Here is an 18,094-nt window from a genome sequence, read left to right as displayed (position 1 = left end):
TCAGGTAGATATTTTTGTGTGTTTTTTGTTCATAATTTGTCCTAAGCCATTTATGGAGAAGGGACATGTCTGTTGATGTACGAATGAGTTCTCGGACTAATTCGTCTGCTCAGGAAGTTCGTAAAAATCATACTCATACTTTGAAACTTTCTGAGTGTGATCTTGCCAATCGTGCCGAGATTGAACAAGCCATTGCAGATCCTTTTGCACGTATTCCTACGCAGTTTAGAAACTATTTTCTACAACATCAGTATGCCCATCAGTTACCTTATTTGCGTCAAGTGAACTACATGGCGCAGATTACGTTTCTTCTTTATTTTTTTGCTGACATTTTTATTATCCCTGACATGTTCTTTTGGTCAGGTCTTTCTCGAGTGGCCATGATTATTGCTGCCCTATTGGTCAGCTTCTATCTGTTTAAATACAAAAAAGATATTCGTGTGCTCGACATGATCTTACCGATTGGGACGGTCTGTAGCACCGCGATTTGGATTGGCTTATTATTGGCTTCAGATAGCCCAATGGTCTCGTCCTATATCTATGGTGCAGCGATCTTTATCTTAATTGCCAATGTCTGCGTACAAACACAATTTAAGCCCGCCTTGTATTGTTCGGGTCTCATTTCACTATTGGTATATTTTGCGGTGAGTCAGCTTTTATCATGGCAAGAAGCACTGATTTTTGTGGTGGTGTCTATTCCTGTTTGGATGATCAGCCTGCATATGAGTTGGAACAATACGCTCAATGCACGTCGTCATTTTTTACGTACCCTGCTTGATGACTGGAATATGCATACGCTGAAAAATCTAGCGCATACAGATGAGCTCACCCAGTTATATAACCGTCGTCAGTTTGTTCAGTTGGCTGAGCATCGCATCCATGAATGGCCAACGCCTGCAAGTACTTGCTTATTGATGTTTGATGTCGATCATTTTAAACATATTAATGATAATTACGGGCATGATGTTGGTGATCAGGTACTGCAATGTATCGCTGAAACCACCCGCAAAGAAATGCGCCAAAAAGATGTTTTGGCTCGCTTTGGTGGCGAAGAATTTATTGTGCTTTTGTCGGAAACGCAAATACAGGATGCAATGTTGATCGCGGAACGTATTCGTTTAACGCTTCAAAATCAATCTTTGCTGAATGTCGCAAATCACCCGATACAATTTACCGTTTCCATTGGTGTTTCACAGCTTAAATCACATAAACAAAATTTAACTGAACTGATTAAGCAAGCTGATATTGCGCTGTATCAGGCAAAAGAAAATGGCCGTAACCGTGTAGAGCGCTATGATTCAAGCATGAAACCCGAACGTAAATCGACAAAGTCTTGGCAAAGCTTTACCCATAAAGCAAAGCCCAAAGCTGAACCGAATAATGAAAGCGATCGTAGTTGGTCGATTGTTTATAAATAGAATTTTGAGATATAAAAAAAGGACGCTGAAGCGTCCTTTAAGTTTATTTAAAAACTATCTTCATCAAAACGGTCTTGATCTATTTTATAAATATGGAAACTTCTTTCAATTTGAATACCCAAGCCAAATTCAATCATGAGAGATGTAAGCTTGTCACCATCAATTAAAACAATGCCTGATTTCTTTGCTGACTCAATTGCTTCTTTACTAAAACTAGAAGTAGTAATAAATACGCCCTTTTTCGCCACTTGATCAGCCAAAGCTCCCTTAAACTGTTGAATATCAGGGCGCCCCACCGTATTTTCCCAACGTTTAGCTTGAATATATATTTTATCTAAACCTAAACGATCTTCACTGATAATACCGTCAATGCCGCCATCACTGGTTTTACCTATTGCTTGGGCTGCGTCTTGATGTGAACCGCCATAACCCATTATTACCAACAAATCGACAACTAATTGCTCAAAGAATTTTGGAGAATTACTTTTAATTTTATTTAATAGCTCATCTTTAATTGTTTGATTAAGCTCCTTTGATGATTGTTCGATTATTTCTGCAGGCGTCAAATGTTCTGTTTGAATAGATGTAGCATGCTCTTCTATTAGAACTAGATTTTGAATATTTTTATTATGGTTAGAACCAATTTTATAATCAGAAAACCCTTCAAACTGCATCAAATACTGATTAGTTATATTGGATAAGCTGGACAAATCAATAGACCAACCTAACGTACTTAATTCGCAAAGACCACGTGATGGTTGTTGTATCAAACCTGCTTTAACCAAATATGTTTTCGCCCAGCCAACACGATCATAAAATACTGTTTTTGTACCACTAGATAGCCTTAAATTTAAATCAGCTTCAGATAACCCAGATCTTTCAGCTAAAATTTTTGTGGCAGAACTTAATTTTATTGCCTCTTTTTGTTCTGCTAAAAGTTTCATTAATGGAAGCATCAACTGATCGTATGTAGGCAATGACATTTAACTTGCTCTTTTTAAAATAGTATTTTTCATAATTATAAACAAAAAAAGGACGCTGAAGCGTCCTTTTTTTATTAGAAATATTTAGGTTTCCCTAAATAGCCGCGAGCATAGCTCTTGGCGTAAAACTGGCACGAAGCAGTGCTTCGTGAAACCCCAGTCTGGCGCAGGCATAGCCTTTGCCGTAATTTAGGCAAGAAACGTTGTTTCTTGAAATCCCTAAATTACTCCCACTCAATCGTAGCAGGTGGTTTAGACGATACGTCATAAACAACACGAGAAACTTCAGCAATCTCGTTCATGATACGTGTAGAAATCTTGTCTACTAAGTCGTATGGAAGATGTGCAAAACGTGCAGTCATAAAGTCCACAGTTTCTACAGCACGAAGCGCGATCACCCATGCATAACGACGGCCATCACCTACGACACCCACAGATTTCACAGGTTGGAATACAGCAAATGCTTGTGCAGTTTTGTCATACCAGCCGCTTGCGCGAAGTTCTTGCATGAAGATGTCATCTGCTAGACGAAGGATATCTGCATATTCTTTTTTCACTTCACCAAGAATACGTACACCTAGACCTGGGCCTGGGAATGGATGACGGTAAAGCATTTCAAATGGAAGACCAAGAGTTGTACCTAAACGGCGTACTTCGTCTTTGAACAAATCACGGATTGGCTCAACCAATTCGAATGCTAAATCTTCTGGTAAACCACCCACGTTGTGGTGTGATTTAATCACGTGTGCTTTACCTTGTTTGCTTGCCGCAGATTCAATTACGTCTGGGTAAATGGTACCTTGAGCAAGGAAGTTCACACCGTCAAGCTTACGTGCTTCTTCAGCAAACACTTCAATGAATTCACGACCAATGATTTTACGTTTTTTCTCTGGATCAACTTCACCAGCAAGCGCTGTTAAGAAGCGATTTTCAGCGTCGGCACGAATCACGCGAATACCCATGTTTTTCGCAAACATGTCCATCACTTGCTCGCCTTCGTTCAAACGAAGTAAACCGTTATCTACGAATACACAAGTCAATTGGTCGCCAATCGCACGGTGTAAAAGTGCAGCTACAACAGATGAATCGACACCGCCTGAAAGACCCAAGAGAACTTTTTGATCACCAATTTGCTCACGAAGTTGTTCTACGCGAAGATCGATGATGTTTTCTGAGTTCCACAAGTTACGGCAACCACATACGCCATGTACGAAGTTAGACAATAACTCAGCACCTTTCGCAGTGTGTGTCACTTCTGGGTGGAATTGGATACCATAGAAACGACGTTTTTCATCAGAAACCATCGCCACTGGGCAGCTTGGTGTGCTGGCAGTGATTTGGAAACCTTCAGGAATTTGAGTCACTTTATCGCCATGACTCATCCATACTTTTAATTGGTCTTTGGTATCTTCAAGATCACCAATTAAAGCATCACGGACTTTAATATCAACTTCTGCATAACCGAATTCATGTACAGTACCTGGCTCAACTTTACCGCCAAGCTGCTCTGACATGGTTTGTAGACCATAGCAAATACCTAAAACAGGTACACCAAGTTCAAATACAACTTGTGGTGCGCGCGGACTACCTTCTTCATGAACACTTTCTGGACCACCTGAAAGAATGATCCCGTTTGGGTTAAATGCACGAATGTCTTCTTCAGACATATCAAATGCGTACATTTCTGAATAAACACCAGCTTCACGTACACGACGTGCAATAAGCTGACTATATTGAGAACCGAAATCCAAAATCAGGATACGGTCTTCAGTAATTTGGGTATTGGTAGTCATGGCAAACAACTATGCAGGCAACGAATATAAGCGCCGTATTCTAACATTTTTCTTGGACTTTCGCACACTATTCGGACAGGGGCAAAAACCACAAGCCAAACGATGTTTTTTACAACACATTTCAGGGCTTTACCCATCCGCTTTCAATCAGCGGTAGACTTGAAAAAAGCGGCAGAACGCCGCTTTGATGGATGCTAGGACTCATGATCATTTTATTTTGATTTTTCAATCCAATGATCAAAACTGAATTTACCTGCACCATGTAACATGAGAAATAATAAGCCGCCAGCCATCGCCAAATTTTTCATAAAGTTAATACCATCTTCTGCACCGCCATGGAATAAAAATGCAGTGATTAAACTAAATACGGTTAGACCTAGCGCTGCAAAACGCGCTTGAAAACCAAACAATAAAGCTAAGCCACCACCCAACTCAACTAAAATGGTGATCGGAAGAAGCCCTGCCGGTACACCCATTGACTCCATATAACCTGCGGTTGCAGTGTAAGCGGTAATTTTGCCCCAACCTGCCACAATAAAAATATAAGCCATCAAAATACGTGCAACCAGACTGATTACTGCATTGATTTGAGGCTGTTGACTCAGATTTTTCACCACTAGATTTGGATTAAACATACTGAAACCTATTTTTAATACTGTTCAAAAGATGTGCTTAGATTAGGTCGTTTCTTATTCTCTTTAAATATGCTTTTATAATATTCATCATTCCATATATAGAACGATTTTACTGATAATTAATTACGTTTTAATACTGACTTTGGCGCTTTGGACTGATAGCATCAGACCACTATTTTACGCATATAAGCCCCATGGAACTGATTGATTTTATACTACATGTTGATGACCATTTACTCGAGTTCATTACCAATTATGGCGTATGGATTTATGCAATTCTGTTCCTGATTATTTTTGTTGAAACCGGTTTAGTGGTCATGCCCTTTTTACCGGGTGATAGTCTTCTGTTTGCAGCAGGCGCGCTCGCTGCGTCAACAGGTGCCATGGATCCATGGGTTTTGGTGATTTTGCTGTTTATCGCTGCGGTCTTGGGCGACACGCTGAATTACCATATTGGTAAATATATTGGCCCACGTGTCTTTGAAATTGAATCACGCTTCATTAACCGTCAACATTTGGTGAATACGCAAAAATTCTTTGAAAAACACGGTGGTAAAACCATTATTTTTGCCCGCTTTATTCCTTTTGCACGAACCTTCGCACCTTTTGTCGCAGGTGCAGGCAGCATGAACTACAAGTACTTCCTGACTTTTAACATGATTGGTGCGATTTGTTGGGTCGGCTCATTTATCACTTTAGGCTATTTATTTGGCAATATGCCCATCGTGAAAGATAACTTCACCCATCTGATCTTTGGCATCATTATTATTAGTGTTTTACCGGGTGTGATTGGTTTTATTCGAGCAAAATTAAAGAAATAAACCGATATGGTGAACGCCTTTAAGCAAAAAAGCGCAAAACCACGGGAAACATACATAAAATCAGCATCAGGGCCGATCCTTTATACAGAAGATCGGCCTTAATTTTTTGGGTCTTACCCGCCAAAATCGTCCGTCCAAATGACATCCAAAACAACGCAACAGGCAATAAAACCACACTAAATACAGCGAAAACCAAAATAAAATTTAATGGGCTAGCCCAAGTTTCAATTGGGAAAATACCTGCAGCAAAAAGCAACGCTTTAGGATTTTTTAACGAGGAAATAAATAATTCACGTGGTTGAATTGAAGGATGTTTTTGATTGTACTGATGTAAATGCGTCGATTTCCACAAATGAAAAGCCAACCATAATACATAGGCAATACTGAGAAAATGCAGTAAATGAATTAAATTCGGCCACACTGGAGCGCTTAAATGAATAATCAACGCCCACAAATTAATGGCATAGAAATAGCCCAATAATTCTGCAGGAATCAGCATGCAGGTCTTTGCAATGCCTTGTTGATGTGCAGAGCTTGCCATTAGTGCATTGCTAGGTCCCGGTGTCATCATCACCGCAATCATTGCCAATACAAAAAGCCAACTCTCAATCATAAATACCCAGACAATGTTTTAAAGCGCACACCTTAGCCGAAATGAATTTAAAAAAACAAGTACGCGCTAGGTCAGTTTTATCCTTGTACAAGTCAAAGTGATCACGCTGAATATTCAAGATCAGAAGGAGGCATTAAAATTCACGAATGATATTTAATTTAATTTTTTCATAGATTTAAATATTTTATTGGCTCTAAATAGTGCAGTTTATTTGGCTCAAAAAGAATGCCAGTAGACGCCTCGCCTACTGACAAATTTTATTACACTTTTCTCATAGCACAGGCCTAAGCCTCTGCTCATGATCCGTTTATGATTTTGCTGCAGTAGCCGAATTTGTGCGAACGATAATCGGACAACCCTTAAATTTTGCTGCCTGTACAATCGCTTCTTGCTCACCTAGAACGCGTGAAAGTTCGGTACGTTTGGTATTTGAAGATTGTCCCATATTGACCGAAATACTCGGACCAATGCCCCAACCTCCACGGCTGCCCCAGCCACCACCAAGGCCAACACCGACACCAACGCCTGTGCGCTTCGGCGTTTCTACACCATTTTGAATATAGTCGTGGATTCGGTTGTATTCGCTTTGCAATTGCTGGCAACTCAAAGACTGATACTGTGTAGGTGAAACATAGCTAGGTTTAGGCGTACTTGCACATGCACCCAATACAACAGCAGTGAAAGCAACTAGACCACATTTAAGTGCATTCATACTTTTCTCGATACTACTTTTGCTCAATTTCATTGAACAATGATTGATAGGCTTGCGTCAATTTATGATCTGCAGCCAAATGGATTAAAGGTTGATTTTTATGATGAGATTCTTTCATCAGCACTGAAGGCGGTAACATGCTGTCCAATACAGGAAGACCTTCATCTTTGAGTTGTTGTACAACTTCACGCGGTAACTTCGCCTGTGCTTGAAATTGATTGACCACAATGCCTTCAATTTCCAAACGATCATTATGATCATCCTGCGTTTCCAACACATTTTCGATCAGGGTCTGTAAAGCTCGTTTTGAAAACACGTCACAGTCAAATGGAATCAGCACGCGATCTGCCGCAATCAGCGCAGATAAAGTAAAAAAGTTAAAGGCCGGCGGTGTATCAATAAATACTCGATCATATTGACCACTCATCTGCTGTAAAGCATCACGCAGTTTGTAGATTTTATGCTTAGATTCTAAGGCATGTGCCAACGCGCCTAAATTTGGACTGGCAGGAATCACATCTAAACGTGGATACGGCGATGCATGCACATAGCTTTCCAAACCTTTGGCACGGCCTTTCAAAATCGAACCGATGGCATTTCCCAACAAACCTTTACTTTGTTGTGTCCCCAAGACTTCTTCAAAATAATTTTCAATATTGGGTTCAAGTGCAGGCTTATCTGCCGAATACGTCGCATCATCCCCCAACAAATATTGACTTGAATTGGCTTGAGGGTCGAGGTCAATCACCAAAGTTTTTAAACCTTGGTGCGCGCTTATCGCCGCTAAATTGACCGTAATACTCGATTTCCCCACACCACCTTTTTGGTTAAATACCACACGCGTACGCATTCAAAACCCTCTAATCTTTGTTTTTCTACTCAAGCCTTGAAATCGGCCATGTGGATAAGCTATTTATCCAAAAACTGGTTTGATTATAACCAATGTAATGATGAAAATAAGTGCAATAGCTGCAATAAATAAGCCCGCACGGCGCTGAACCAATAAAATACTGTCATCTTTTTTATACGCTTTAGATAAAGAAGACAGCAGCACCAAAAACAGCACAACTTTGGCATAGAACCATGGCTGCACATCAAAGTTCTTCATAAACAATAAGATAATTCCAGTCACGGCAATTAATGTCATTGAGCCATGTTGCAAAGCAACAAAAAACTTCCGCCCTGCCGGATTGGGTAAATTGCCCTGCGTCCCTTTAAACAACGTAAAAGCACGAATGAAAATGGCAGCACAGCCTAAAGCCACACCACACATATGAATGATTTTAATGATTAATTGCGTTTCCATGGCTCACCTTAAGATGACTTAGGTGCATGCGCACATTCAGGGCTAGTGGTGTCTTGACCTTTCCATTCTTCGGGTAAAAACGCATGAATGGCCAAGGCATGAATTTGCCCCGGACTAAGTAAATCACCTGCTGCGGCATAGACTTTTTGATGACGTTGCACCAAACGCAAACCTGCAAATGCCTCACTCACGATCACTGCTTTAAAATGCGACTCTTTACCTGGGAAATAACCACCATGACCTGCGGACTCATTCACCACTTCAAGATGTGTAGGCGCTAATGTCTGTAGACGCTCAATTAATTGCTGTTCTAAACTCAAAACGGCTCTCCCAAATTCAAAAAAAGGTTTAACTGATCTTAGTATAGCCTGTATTTGTTCAAGTTCTTGTGTCGCAAACTTGCTGAAACCATCTGAATTGCATGATTTCATCAAAATGGAAGCCTTTGACCTGCAAAAATATTCCAATTTTCAAACAAATTGTTTTTATTTTATGCAAACGATGCACAGTTTTTCATAAAGTTATTGACCTGAAAAATCCTTAATGTATTATACGTGGCTATGCGGGAATAGCTCAGTTGGTAGAGCATAACCTTGCCAAGGTTGGGGTCGGGAGTTCGAGTCTCCTTTCCCGCTCAAAATTTTTTCATTCGGTTTTTTATTTAAAAAATTGGATAGACTCCGCGGGAATAGCTCAGTTGGTAGAGCATAACCTTGCCAAGGTTGGGGTCGGGAGTTCGAGTCTCCTTTCCCGCTCCAAATTTTTTTCGATTCAGTTTTTTAGTAAAAAAACAGGATAGACTCCGCGGGAATAGCTCAGTTGGTAGAGCATAACCTTGCCAAGGTTGGGGTCGGGAGTTCGAGTCTCCTTTCCCGCTCCAAATTCAAAAAGCCCCCATCAAAAGATGGGGGCTTTTTTATTGCAGATTGAAAAACATTTGAATCAATTTATAGCCCTTTTTTAATCTTTGCATAGCTCTATGATATTGAGCATCTATTGGAGTTCAAGCTGATTGATCACCATTAATAAAAAGTATTAAAAAAAACAGCTAAGCCCCTGTCTTAGATATATTATTTTTAAAGTTGAATATCTACAAAGTTGCTAACACCAGATTTTCATCATCAATCCTCTTGTTGTTTTTCCTACATCTATTGTTTTAAATCAAACACTTATTTTATCAAATTTGCATATTTTTTATGCAGATTAAATGCTAAACAGACATTTTGCTAAGTTAAGAATAATCCATCATTTAAAGAATCACGGATTTACGAGTAGCGTTTTGATATCTATTAAAGGTGTCATTATGTCTCATTTAATCTCTGAAAATATTCATGTTATTGAAAATGACTTAGAAGCGATTCATGCAGCTTATCACGTTGCCGATTTTGCTTTGGAAGGTCGAAATGAACGTGATCAGAACCGCCTACTGCCTTTTGCAGAAATCGACTTATTCAGTCAGAAAGGTTTAGGTGGCATTCGTATTCCCAAAAAATTTGGCGGTGCCTACGTGTCCAACAAGACACTGGCGCAGGTTTTTCGCATTATCAATAAAGCAGATTCTAGCGTGGGCCAAATTCCACAAAACCAAATTGCCTTGCTGTATATGATTGACCTCATGGGAACGGATGAGCAAAAAGCCTTTATTTTTAATGAAATTTTACAGGGAAAACGTTTAGCCAATGGTGGCCCAGAGCGCAACACCAAAGACACTAAAACCTTAAACACAACGCTGCGCATTGAAAATGGAAAGTATGTTGTTAATGGTGAAAAGTTCTATTCAACCGGCAGTAGTTTTGCAGATTGGTTGGCGATTAAAGCCGTTCACCCTGAAGGTCATGTTGTCCTGACCATCATTGATCGACACGCTACAGGCGTAGAAGTAATTGATAACTGGAATGGTTTTGGTCAGCGTACAACGTCTAGTGGCACCGTCAAACTAAACCATGTGGCAGTAGACCCCCTATTAATTTTTGATGAACGTAAGCTTTCTGCAGGGCCAACGTATCGAGGTGCCTTTTCACAATTGATGCAAGTCGCGATCGATGTCGGGATTGCGGAAGCTGCCTTTGCAGACACCCTTTCTGCGGTACAAAAAGCCCGTCCGATTGTGGATGCACAAGTTGAGAAAGCCAGTTTTGAGCCCTACACCCTACAAGAGGTGGGTAAATCTGCGGTTTTATTGGATGCTGCGATTTTACTTTTAGATGAAGCCGCAGATTACCTCGATGAATTAGATCAGCTTGATGAGGTGAGTGAACAACAAGCCGCTCTAGCTTCGATTCGTGTCGCTGAAGCTAAAATCTATGCCAATGATGCAGCCTTACAGATCTCTGAAAAACTCCTTGAATTAGGCGGCAGCCGTGCAAGTTTGAGTGCCCATAACCTTGATCAACACTGGCGCAATGCCCGAGTACACACCTTACATGATCCTGTGCGCTGGAAGCTGCATACCTTAGGCGACTATTACTTAAATCATAAATTACCTGCACGCCATGCGTGGATTTAAGGAGAATTCTGATGACCTCATTTCCAAATATTAATTCGCTACAGGCCATATCAACAACACCTGCGCATATTATTCAGTCCGATGCAGAAGCACTTGAAATTGCAAAACAATTAGCCGAACAATTTAGAAAAAATGCCGTGCAACGTGATGCCGAACGCATACTGCCGTTTGATGAAATCGAGGCCTATAGTCAATCTGGTCTCTGGGCAATCACGGTTCCCAAGGCATTTGGCGGTGCCGAAGTTTCAAGTTATACCGTGGCGCAAGTGATTGCGCTTATGAGTGGTGTAGATGGCTCAATTGGGCAAATTCCACAAAACCATTTTTATGCATTGGAAGTATTACGAAACACCGGCACAACTGAACAAAAGCAAAAGCTTTATGCCGAAGTGCTTGCTGGCGCTCGTTTTGGCAATGCCTTAGCCGAGTTTAAAACCAAAACCGCTGCGCAAAAACAAACGTCGATTCGCTCTCATGACAATGGTTTTGTGGTGAATGGTGAGAAGTTTTATTGCACCGGCAGTTTATTTGCACATCGTATTCCCACATTGGTCAAAGACCAAGATGGTCGTGAATATTTAGCCTTTATTGCACGTGAAAGTACAGGTTTAGAGCTGATCGATGATTGGACAGGGTTTGGACAGCGCACCACGGGTAGCGGCTCTGTAAAATTTCACCAAGTTGCAGTTCCTGCCATAGATGTCATTCCCTTTGATCGGGCATTTACAGAGCCGACATTGGTTGGGCCATTTGCGCAAATTATGCATGCTGCGATTGAAGTTGGTATAGCCCGCGCAGCCTTTGAAGAAAGTTTGAGCCGCGTACACCAAGCTCGACCATGGATTGATTCAGGTCTTGATCTTGCAAGCGAAGATCCTTTAACCAAATACGAACTCGGTCGCATTGCCGCAGATGTTCGCGCCAGTGAGGTCTTGCTGAAACAAGCCGCTCGTGCCATCGATGCTGCTCGCCCACAGCCCAATGCTGAAAACATCGCAAAAGCCTCATTAGATGTAGCGAAAGTGCGTGCGCATAGTACTGAAACTGCACTGAAAGCGGCTTCAAAATTGATTGAGCTTGCAGGCAGTCGTGGCAGTCAGCGTGAAGATGGTCTAGATCGATTTTGGCGTAATGCACGTGTCCATACCTTGCATGATGCAGGGCGTTGGAAATATTTCTTCATTGCCAATTACCTCCTGAATGGCGTATTGCCCCCACGTCGAGGGACCTTGTAATGAGCCAAATCACCACAGCAGATACCCAATCACATTCTGCCAAGAAAATTTTACTGAATGCCTTCGACATGAACTGTGTCGGCCATATCAATCATGGCTTATGGACCCATCCACGCGATGAGTCACACCGCTTTAATGAACTGAGCTATTGGACGGATCTTGCCAAAACCTTGGAGCAAGGGCTGTTTGACGGGCTATTTATTGCAGATATCACCGGGGTCTATGATGTTTATGAAGACAATATCGATCTCACACTTAAAGAGTCGATCCAACTGCCGAGCCATGACCCCAGCACCCTGATTTCTGCAATGGCTGCGGTCACTGAAAACTTAGGTTTTGGTGTAACAGTCAATTTGAGCTATGAAACGCCTTATCAATTTGCACGTCGATTTGCCAGCCTAGACCACCTGACCCAAGGTCGAATCGGCTGGAATATCGTGACTGGATATTTAGATAGTGCAGAACGCCTCATTGGGCAAAAAGGCTTGAAAGATCATGACCTACGCTATGAACAAGCTGAAGAGTTTTTGCAGCTTTGCTATAAGTTTTGGGAAGGCTCTTGGGAAAATGATGCGGTTCAAAAAGATAAAGCAAATCGCATCTTTAGCGACCCCAAAAAAGTACATGCCATTCAACACCAAGGCAAGTTCTATCAAAGCCAAGGGGTATTTCAAGTTTCTCCATCGATTCAGCGCACCCCTGTGTTGTATCAGGCTGGTGCTTCACCACGTGGCTTAGCTTTTGCGACGCAACATGCAGAAGGCATGTTTATCGGTGCGGACAGCGCTGAAAAAGTCAAAAATCAGGTACAAAAAATTCGCAGCCAAACCGCAGCGCAAGGTCGTGACCCACAAGCCGTGAAACTCTTTGTTGGCATTACGGTAGTGACCGCAGAGACCGATGAGCTCGCCCAAGAGAAATTGGCTGAATACATTCGCTATGCCAATCCTGAAGCGGGACTGGCACACTTTTCCAGTTCGATTGGGATGAACCTCGCCAATTTTGCAGAAGATGAAGCCATTCCGTATCAGCAGACCAATAGCATCGCATCGGTCAATCAAAAATTTAAAGAGCAAAAAATTACTCGCCAAGATTTGCGTGCTCAGCACGTTCTAGGTGGGCGTTATCCGCTCTTTGTTGGGAGTGGCGCCAACGTTGCAGAACAGTTGATTGATTATTTGGATGAAACTGGCATCGATGGATTTAATCTGACTCGCACCGTTGCACCTGAGTCACATCAAGATTTTATCCGTTTGGTCATTCCTGAATTACAGCAACGTGGTCGCTATAAAACTGCGTATGACACTGGCAGTTTAAGGCAAAAACTGTTTCAACAAGGTGACCATTTAGCAATGACACATCCCGCTCATCGCTACCGATGTCGCACTTCCGACACATCATCTCAGGCAGCACTTAAAAACGTTGAGACAGCATAAGCTGCATTTATAAAACAACATGTTAGACAAAAAATTTAATTATTTGGAAATATAGAGGTGTGCCATGGCACAAACAGCAAAATCTAAATTCACACTGATTGGTGTAATCGTGGCCATCTTGGTGATTGGCTTAGTTATTTGGAATCAACAAAAGAAAAGTCATCAAAGTGAATTGGTGATTGGGATTAGCCCATCTTTTGCTAAACCCTTACAAGTCGCTGCAGATGAAGCCAAGCAGCAAGGGCTGAATGTTAAATTGGTGGAATTTTCAGACTGGAATACCCCAAATATCACTCTAAACCACGGCGATATTGATGCGAACTTTTTCCAACATCAACCGTTTTTAGATAATGCAAAAAAAGAAACGGATTTTAAAATCAAAGCCTTTGATGTTGGTGCTGCAACCCATGTCGGACTGTATTCAAAAAAGTATAAAAACTTTGCTGATTTACCCCATAAAGCCAAAGTGGTGATTCCGAATGATCCGGTCAATCAGGGCCGTGCCTTACAACTGTTACAGCAAGCCAAGCTCATTGAGCTGAAACAGCCAGATAACTTTTTATCGACTTTAAATGACATTGCTGCGAATCCTAAACAGCTTCAATTTATTGAGGTTGAAGGCCCTCAAACGGCACGTGCAATTGATGATGTCGATCTGGCTTTTGGCTATCCACATTATTTACGTTTAGCAAAAACTGCCGATCCTGAAAATGCCTTACTGTTTGACTCCAATACTGACAAGCGTTTTGCCATCTTATTTGCCGTACGTGATGACTATGTAGATCATGATGATAAACTGCGTAAATTTGTCGATATTTATCACAACTCACCTAAAGTTAAACAGGCATTGGACGCAGATTTTGGTGCAAAACTGTGGTTCCCTGGTTGGAAATAAGGAGTCACTCATGGTGAGTTTCGGTTCATCGGTTGAATTTGCCGTCCCCCATATCCAAATCAAAAATTTAAATAAATTTTATGATGTGCAAGGACAACAAGTTCATGCCTTAAAAGATATCAATCTGAATATTCCACAAGGCAAAATATTCGGCATTATTGGGAAAAGCGGCGCGGGTAAATCTTCGCTGATTCGAACGGTGAATGGCTTAGAGCAAATCAGTGATGGCAGTATTCACATCCATCAACAGGAATTATCAAGCTTAAATCACGCAGAGTTGATAGCCCTGCGTCAACGCATTGGGATGATTTTTCAGCATTTTAATTTAATGTCTGCCAAAACCGTGTATGACAATATTGCACTGCCCCTTAAAATTGCCAATTTCAGTCAAGCCGATATTTCTCAGCGAGTGAATGAAGTGCTGAAGCTAGTGGGTCTTGAAAATAAAGCAGCGCACTACCCTTCTCAACTTTCCGGTGGGCAAAAACAACGTGTCGGGATTGCACGAGCGTTAGTTCATCATCCGGAAATTTTACTCTGTGATGAAGCGACTTCTGCACTCGATCCTGAAAGTACTTCTGTTGTGCTGTCTTTGCTTAAAGAAATTAATCAAAAGCTCGGTATCACCATTGTGTTGATTACCCATGAAATGCAGGTCATTCGAGAAATTTGCGATCAAGTTGTAGTGATCGATCAAGGTGAAATTGTAGAAGCAGGACAGGTTTGGAAAGTGTTTTCTACGCCTCAGCAGCAGATCACACAAGAGTTACTCAACCTTGAACAGCTTGATTTACCAAGCGATATTCAACCACAGCCTTCAGATCCAAATGATCAAATCATTTTAAAATTACGCTATGAATCGACGCTACAACAGTCGCCGGACTTAAAGTTTATTTTTGATCAATTTCAGGCGCCAGTACATCTGTATCAAAGTCATATCGATAGTATTCAAGGGCATTTAATTGGCTCGTTGATTGTTGCTGTAGACCACAGCCATTTAGAGATCAACGCCTTATCTGAACAACTTAAACACCATATCGCACAGATTGAGGTACTTGGCTATGCACGACCAACTCATTGATTTACTGATTAGTGGAACCATTGATACTTTACTGATGGTCGGCGTTTCAGCCTTTGTGGCCTTTCTGATCGGCCTGCCTTTAGCGGTCGTATTGGTGTGTAGTGCTGAACACGGGATTTATCCCTCAAAAAGCTTAAACCACACACTAGGTTGGTTGGTCAATATTACCCGTTCGGTGCCTTTTCTGATTTTAATGGTGGCACTCATTCCGCTCACGCGCTTTATCGTGGGCACCAGTTATGGCGTTTGGGCTGCCGTCGTGCCTTTAACCCTTGCGGCCACGCCTTTTTTTGCACGCATTGCAGAAGTGAGTTTACGTGAAGTCGATCAAGGTCTGATTGAGGCCGCTCAAGCCATCGGCTGTAATCGCAAACAAATCATTTGGCATGTGCTGCTCCCTGAAGCGCTTCCTGGCATCGTAGCGGGCTTTACTGTGACCTTGGTGACCATGATTAATTCTTCTGCCATTGCAGGGGCTATCGGTGCAGGTGGTTTGGGGGATATTGCTTACCGTTACGGATATCAACGCTTTGATATGCAAATCATGCTGGCAGTGATAGTGGTCTTGGTCGCGATCGTGATGCTGGTTCAAGCCTGTGGAGATCACATTTCCAACCAATTGGATAAACGCAAAATTTAAAGATTTAAAGCGCCCCGCTCGATAATTTTTCGTATTTCTTAAAAAAAATATGCCTCTATACATAAAAAAATACCCTAATCTGGATTAGGGTATTTTTCGATTAGATGCAAAATCGATTCTGTTCAATCAGCATCTTTATACCAAATTAATAAGTCACACGGACATAATCACGATACTCAGGTTTCCAGAAATTCTCTTCAATCGCATGTTCGAGCACTTCAACGCTGACATTTGGCGCAACACCATCAGCAATCGCAGCCAATGCCACTTTCAATGCGATTTTCTTCGAAATATCCTGTAAATAATCCAAACTTGGCAATAAATCGGCATTTGGATCTGCCAATTTTGGTGAACAGTCTGCCAATGCCGTACTCGATGCCATCAGCATATTTTCCGTCACACGTTTCGCCCCAGATGCAATCACACCGAGACCAATCCCTGGGAAAATATAGGAGTTATTGCACTGTGAAATATGATGAATCTTTCCATGATAATTCACTGGTGCAAATGGACTACCAGTCGCAATCAGGGCCTTACCTTTGGTCCACTCTATAATATCTGCAGGCACCGCTTCGACACGCGATGTCGGATTAGACAGTGGCAACACAATAGGCTGTTCACAATTCGCAGCCATCGTTTCAATGACCTCTTGGCTAAACAGCCCTGGTTGTCCCGAAACACCAATCAGTACCGTAGGTTTGGCATTTTTCACCACATCCAACAGTGAAATCATAGATTCGGCATCAGCCCAATGTGCAACATTGTCTGTAGATTGGGCAAGTTTACGTTGGAAATCTAAAAGATTCGGCTGATTTTCAGTAATTAAACCAAAGCGATCGACCATAAACACCCGCGCACGCGCTTGAGCATCGGTTAAACCTTCCGCCACCATTTGCTTGATGATCTGTTCTGCAATCCCGCAACCTGCTGAACCTGCACCTAAGAATGTGACGATTTGATCTTTGAGCTGCTTGCCTGCTGCACGTGATGCCGCAATTAAACTTCCGACAGACACCGCTGCTGTTCCTTGAATATCATCATTAAAGCAGCAAATTTTATCGCGATATTTTTCCAATAAAGGCATCGCATTTTTTTGTGCAAAGTCTTCAAATTGAATCAGCGCTTTTGGCCAACGTTGTTGAATGGCTTTAATCACGTCATCGACAAATTGATAATATTCTTCACCGCTGATACGAGGCTGACTCCATCCCATATAAATCGGGTCATTCAACAGCTGTTGGTTATTGGTTCCGACATCTAAAGTAATCGGCAATGTATAAGCTGGACTGATCCCACCACATGCGGTGTACAGCGACAACTTACCAATTGGAATCCCCATCCCGCCAATGCCTTGGTCACCAAGTCCAAGAATACGTTCACCGTCCGTAATCACGATCACTTTCACGTTCTTTTTATTCACGTTATGAATAATTTGGTCAATATGATCACGGTCAGGATATGAAATAAAGATCCCACGATGACGACGGTAAATATCTGAAAAGCGCTGACAAGCTTCACCCACTGTTGGTGTATAGATGATCGGCATCATCTCACTGAGGTGGTTTTCAATTAAGTGATAGAACAATGTTTCATTGGTATCTTGAATATTGCGCAGGTAGATATGCTTATTGATATCACTATTAAATGCACAATATTGCTGATAAGAACGCTGACTTTGCTCTTCAATACTTTCCGTGACGTGTGGAATTAAACCGTGCAAATTAAAGCTCTTACGTTCATCTTCATTAAACGCAGAGCCTTTATTTAAAAGTGGGAGTTCTAAAAGTGTATTTCCGGCATAAGGAATATATAAAGGACGTTTCGTTTTCAAATTTTCACTAGGCATTATTTAACTCGTTTAATTAATCTTTTGTTTCGCACTGCAAAAAGCGAAATGCACAAAAGTGACTATCTCGTTATTTGTTATAGCCTATCCTGATTCGAGCGCTTTGGGGCATTTAGTAAATTGATAGTAGTTTTAGTTAGATTTTATAATCTGATAACTCGATCATACATCTAG

17 protein-coding genes and 3 tRNA genes are annotated in these 18,094 nt (G+C 41.6%); 11 read left to right on the top strand and 9 right to left on the bottom strand.

What is annotated here, in order from left to right:
- Nucleotides 1-83 precede the first annotated feature (83 nt).
- Nucleotides 84-1,418, top strand: a complete 1,335-nt coding sequence (locus LXF01_RS00560) for a GGDEF domain-containing protein (RefSeq protein WP_233945401.1) — start codon at nt 84-86, stop codon at nt 1,416-1,418.
- Nucleotides 1,419-1,465: 47 nt separating this feature from the next.
- Here LXF01_RS00560 and LXF01_RS00555 read toward each other — a convergent pair whose 3' ends face one another.
- From LXF01_RS00555 to LXF01_RS00545, 3 genes are all read right to left on the bottom strand, one after another.
- Nucleotides 1,466-2,401: a restriction endonuclease gene (locus LXF01_RS00555; protein ID WP_233944838.1), complete on the bottom strand. Its 936-nt coding sequence runs from the start codon at nt 2,399-2,401 to the stop codon at nt 1,466-1,468.
- Between the two features lie 224 nt (nt 2,402-2,625).
- The gene (gene guaA / locus LXF01_RS00550) at nt 2,626-4,194 is read right to left on the bottom strand and encodes a glutamine-hydrolyzing GMP synthase (protein ID WP_078194056.1); all 1,569 of its coding nucleotides are present in this window, start codon (nt 4,192-4,194) and stop codon (nt 2,626-2,628) included.
- Between the two features lie 212 nt (nt 4,195-4,406).
- On the bottom strand, nt 4,407-4,829 hold the full coding sequence (locus tag LXF01_RS00545) for a DoxX family protein (RefSeq protein ID WP_233944835.1): 423 nt from the start codon (nt 4,827-4,829) through the stop codon (nt 4,407-4,409).
- 194 nt (nt 4,830-5,023) lie between these two features.
- On the opposite strand from LXF01_RS00545, the gene LXF01_RS00540 reads away from it, so the two are divergent.
- Nucleotides 5,024-5,650 (top strand): DedA family protein, encoded by a 627-nt coding sequence (locus LXF01_RS00540; RefSeq protein WP_078191514.1) that lies wholly within the window; start codon nt 5,024-5,026, stop codon nt 5,648-5,650.
- 19 nt (nt 5,651-5,669) lie between these two features.
- Here the strand turns inward: LXF01_RS00540 and LXF01_RS00535 are convergent, their stop codons facing one another.
- From LXF01_RS00535 to LXF01_RS00515, 5 genes are all read right to left on the bottom strand, one after another.
- Complete coding sequence (locus tag LXF01_RS00535) at nt 5,670-6,263, bottom strand: LysE family translocator (RefSeq protein WP_168378830.1); 594 nt, start codon at nt 6,261-6,263, stop codon at nt 5,670-5,672.
- Between the two features lie 307 nt (nt 6,264-6,570).
- Complete coding sequence (locus tag LXF01_RS00530; protein WP_180026158.1) at nt 6,571-6,975, bottom strand: hypothetical protein; 405 nt, start codon at nt 6,973-6,975, stop codon at nt 6,571-6,573.
- A gap of 13 nt (nt 6,976-6,988) precedes the next feature.
- Nucleotides 6,989-7,825, bottom strand: coding sequence for a ParA family protein (locus tag LXF01_RS00525; protein ID WP_233944833.1), 837 nt, complete (start codon nt 7,823-7,825; stop codon nt 6,989-6,991).
- 63 nt (nt 7,826-7,888) lie between these two features.
- Nucleotides 7,889-8,281 carry a SirB2 family protein gene (locus LXF01_RS00520; protein ID WP_168378832.1) on the bottom strand — a complete coding sequence of 131 codons (393 nt, stop codon included), beginning with the start codon at nt 8,279-8,281 and terminating at the stop codon, nt 7,889-7,891.
- Nucleotides 8,282-8,289: 8 nt separating this feature from the next.
- Entirely contained in the window at nt 8,290-8,601 is a 312-nt protein-coding gene (locus tag LXF01_RS00515; protein WP_078191519.1) for a BolA family protein, read from the bottom strand.
- Nucleotides 8,602-8,843: 242 nt separating this feature from the next.
- On the opposite strand from LXF01_RS00515, the gene LXF01_RS00510 reads away from it, so the two are divergent.
- From LXF01_RS00510 to LXF01_RS00470, 9 genes are all read left to right on the top strand, one after another.
- Nucleotides 8,844-8,916, top strand: a tRNA-Gly gene (locus tag LXF01_RS00510).
- A gap of 47 nt (nt 8,917-8,963) precedes the next feature.
- Nucleotides 8,964-9,039, top strand: a tRNA-Gly gene (locus LXF01_RS00505).
- Between the two features lie 46 nt (nt 9,040-9,085).
- A tRNA-Gly gene (locus tag LXF01_RS00500) sits at nt 9,086-9,161 on the top strand.
- A gap of 399 nt (nt 9,162-9,560) precedes the next feature.
- Entirely contained in the window at nt 9,561-10,787 is a 1,227-nt protein-coding gene (locus tag LXF01_RS00495) for an SfnB family sulfur acquisition oxidoreductase (RefSeq protein WP_233944832.1), read from the top strand.
- Nucleotides 10,788-10,798: 11 nt separating this feature from the next.
- Nucleotides 10,799-12,022 (top strand): SfnB family sulfur acquisition oxidoreductase, encoded by a 1,224-nt coding sequence (locus LXF01_RS00490; protein ID WP_233944830.1) that lies wholly within the window; start codon nt 10,799-10,801, stop codon nt 12,020-12,022.
- The gene (locus LXF01_RS00485; protein WP_233944828.1) at nt 12,022-13,458 is read left to right on the top strand and encodes an LLM class flavin-dependent oxidoreductase; all 1,437 of its coding nucleotides are present in this window, start codon (nt 12,022-12,024) and stop codon (nt 13,456-13,458) included. Before LXF01_RS00490 ends, LXF01_RS00485 begins: the two co-directional genes overlap by 1 nt.
- 64 nt (nt 13,459-13,522) lie before the next feature.
- A complete protein-coding gene (locus LXF01_RS00480) occupies nt 13,523-14,353 on the top strand; it encodes a MetQ/NlpA family ABC transporter substrate-binding protein (protein WP_233944827.1) in 831 nt (276 codons plus the stop codon).
- Between the two features lie 10 nt (nt 14,354-14,363).
- Complete coding sequence (locus LXF01_RS00475; protein WP_233944825.1) at nt 14,364-15,434, top strand: methionine ABC transporter ATP-binding protein; 1,071 nt, start codon at nt 14,364-14,366, stop codon at nt 15,432-15,434.
- Complete coding sequence (locus tag LXF01_RS00470) at nt 15,415-16,074, top strand: methionine ABC transporter permease (protein WP_078191524.1); 660 nt, start codon at nt 15,415-15,417, stop codon at nt 16,072-16,074. Before LXF01_RS00475 ends, LXF01_RS00470 begins: the two co-directional genes overlap by 20 nt.
- A 145-nt stretch (nt 16,075-16,219) precedes the next feature.
- Here the strand turns inward: LXF01_RS00470 and LXF01_RS00465 are convergent, their stop codons facing one another.
- Complete coding sequence (locus LXF01_RS00465; RefSeq protein ID WP_233944823.1) at nt 16,220-17,920, bottom strand: NAD-dependent malic enzyme; 1,701 nt, start codon at nt 17,918-17,920, stop codon at nt 16,220-16,222.
- Nucleotides 17,921-18,094: the final 174 nt, after the last annotated feature.

This window comes from Acinetobacter sp. SH20PTE14 (genome assembly GCF_021391555.1).
GTDB classification, from domain to species: Bacteria; Pseudomonadota; Gammaproteobacteria; order Pseudomonadales; family Moraxellaceae; genus Acinetobacter; species Acinetobacter amyesii.
This window is presented reverse-complemented; position numbering and strand designations above follow the sequence as displayed.

Bases quoted from the DNA above. Each gene is read 5' to 3' on its own strand.
- guaA (WP_078194056.1), bottom strand. From the start codon at position 4,194: ATGACTACCAATACCCAAATTACTGAAGACCGTATCCTGATTTTGGAT.
- LXF01_RS00540 (WP_078191514.1), top strand. From the start codon at position 5,024: ATGGAACTGATTGATTTTATACTACATGTTGATGACCATTTACTCGAG.
- LXF01_RS00525 (WP_233944833.1), bottom strand. From the start codon at position 7,825: ATGCGTACGCGTGTGGTATTTAACCAAAAAGGTGGTGTGGGGAAATCG.
- LXF01_RS00555 (WP_233944838.1), bottom strand. From the start codon at position 2,401: ATGTCATTGCCTACATACGATCAGTTGATGCTTCCATTAATGAAACTT.
- LXF01_RS00535 (WP_168378830.1), bottom strand. From the start codon at position 6,263: ATGATTGAGAGTTGGCTTTTTGTATTGGCAATGATTGCGGTGATGATG.
- LXF01_RS00465 (WP_233944823.1), bottom strand. From the start codon at position 17,920: ATGCCTAGTGAAAATTTGAAAACGAAACGTCCTTTATATATTCCTTAT.
- LXF01_RS00545 (WP_233944835.1), bottom strand. From the start codon at position 4,829: ATGTTTAATCCAAATCTAGTGGTGAAAAATCTGAGTCAACAGCCTCAA.
- LXF01_RS00560 (WP_233945401.1), top strand. From the start codon at position 84: ATGAGTTCTCGGACTAATTCGTCTGCTCAGGAAGTTCGTAAAAATCAT.
- LXF01_RS00530 (WP_180026158.1), bottom strand. From the start codon at position 6,975: ATGAATGCACTTAAATGTGGTCTAGTTGCTTTCACTGCTGTTGTATTG.
- LXF01_RS00490 (WP_233944830.1), top strand. From the start codon at position 10,799: ATGACCTCATTTCCAAATATTAATTCGCTACAGGCCATATCAACAACA.
- LXF01_RS00475 (WP_233944825.1), top strand. From the start codon at position 14,364: ATGGTGAGTTTCGGTTCATCGGTTGAATTTGCCGTCCCCCATATCCAA.
- LXF01_RS00520 (WP_168378832.1), bottom strand. From the start codon at position 8,281: ATGGAAACGCAATTAATCATTAAAATCATTCATATGTGTGGTGTGGCT.
- LXF01_RS00485 (WP_233944828.1), top strand. From the start codon at position 12,022: ATGAGCCAAATCACCACAGCAGATACCCAATCACATTCTGCCAAGAAA.
- LXF01_RS00480 (WP_233944827.1), top strand. From the start codon at position 13,523: ATGGCACAAACAGCAAAATCTAAATTCACACTGATTGGTGTAATCGTG.
- LXF01_RS00470 (WP_078191524.1), top strand. From the start codon at position 15,415: ATGCACGACCAACTCATTGATTTACTGATTAGTGGAACCATTGATACT.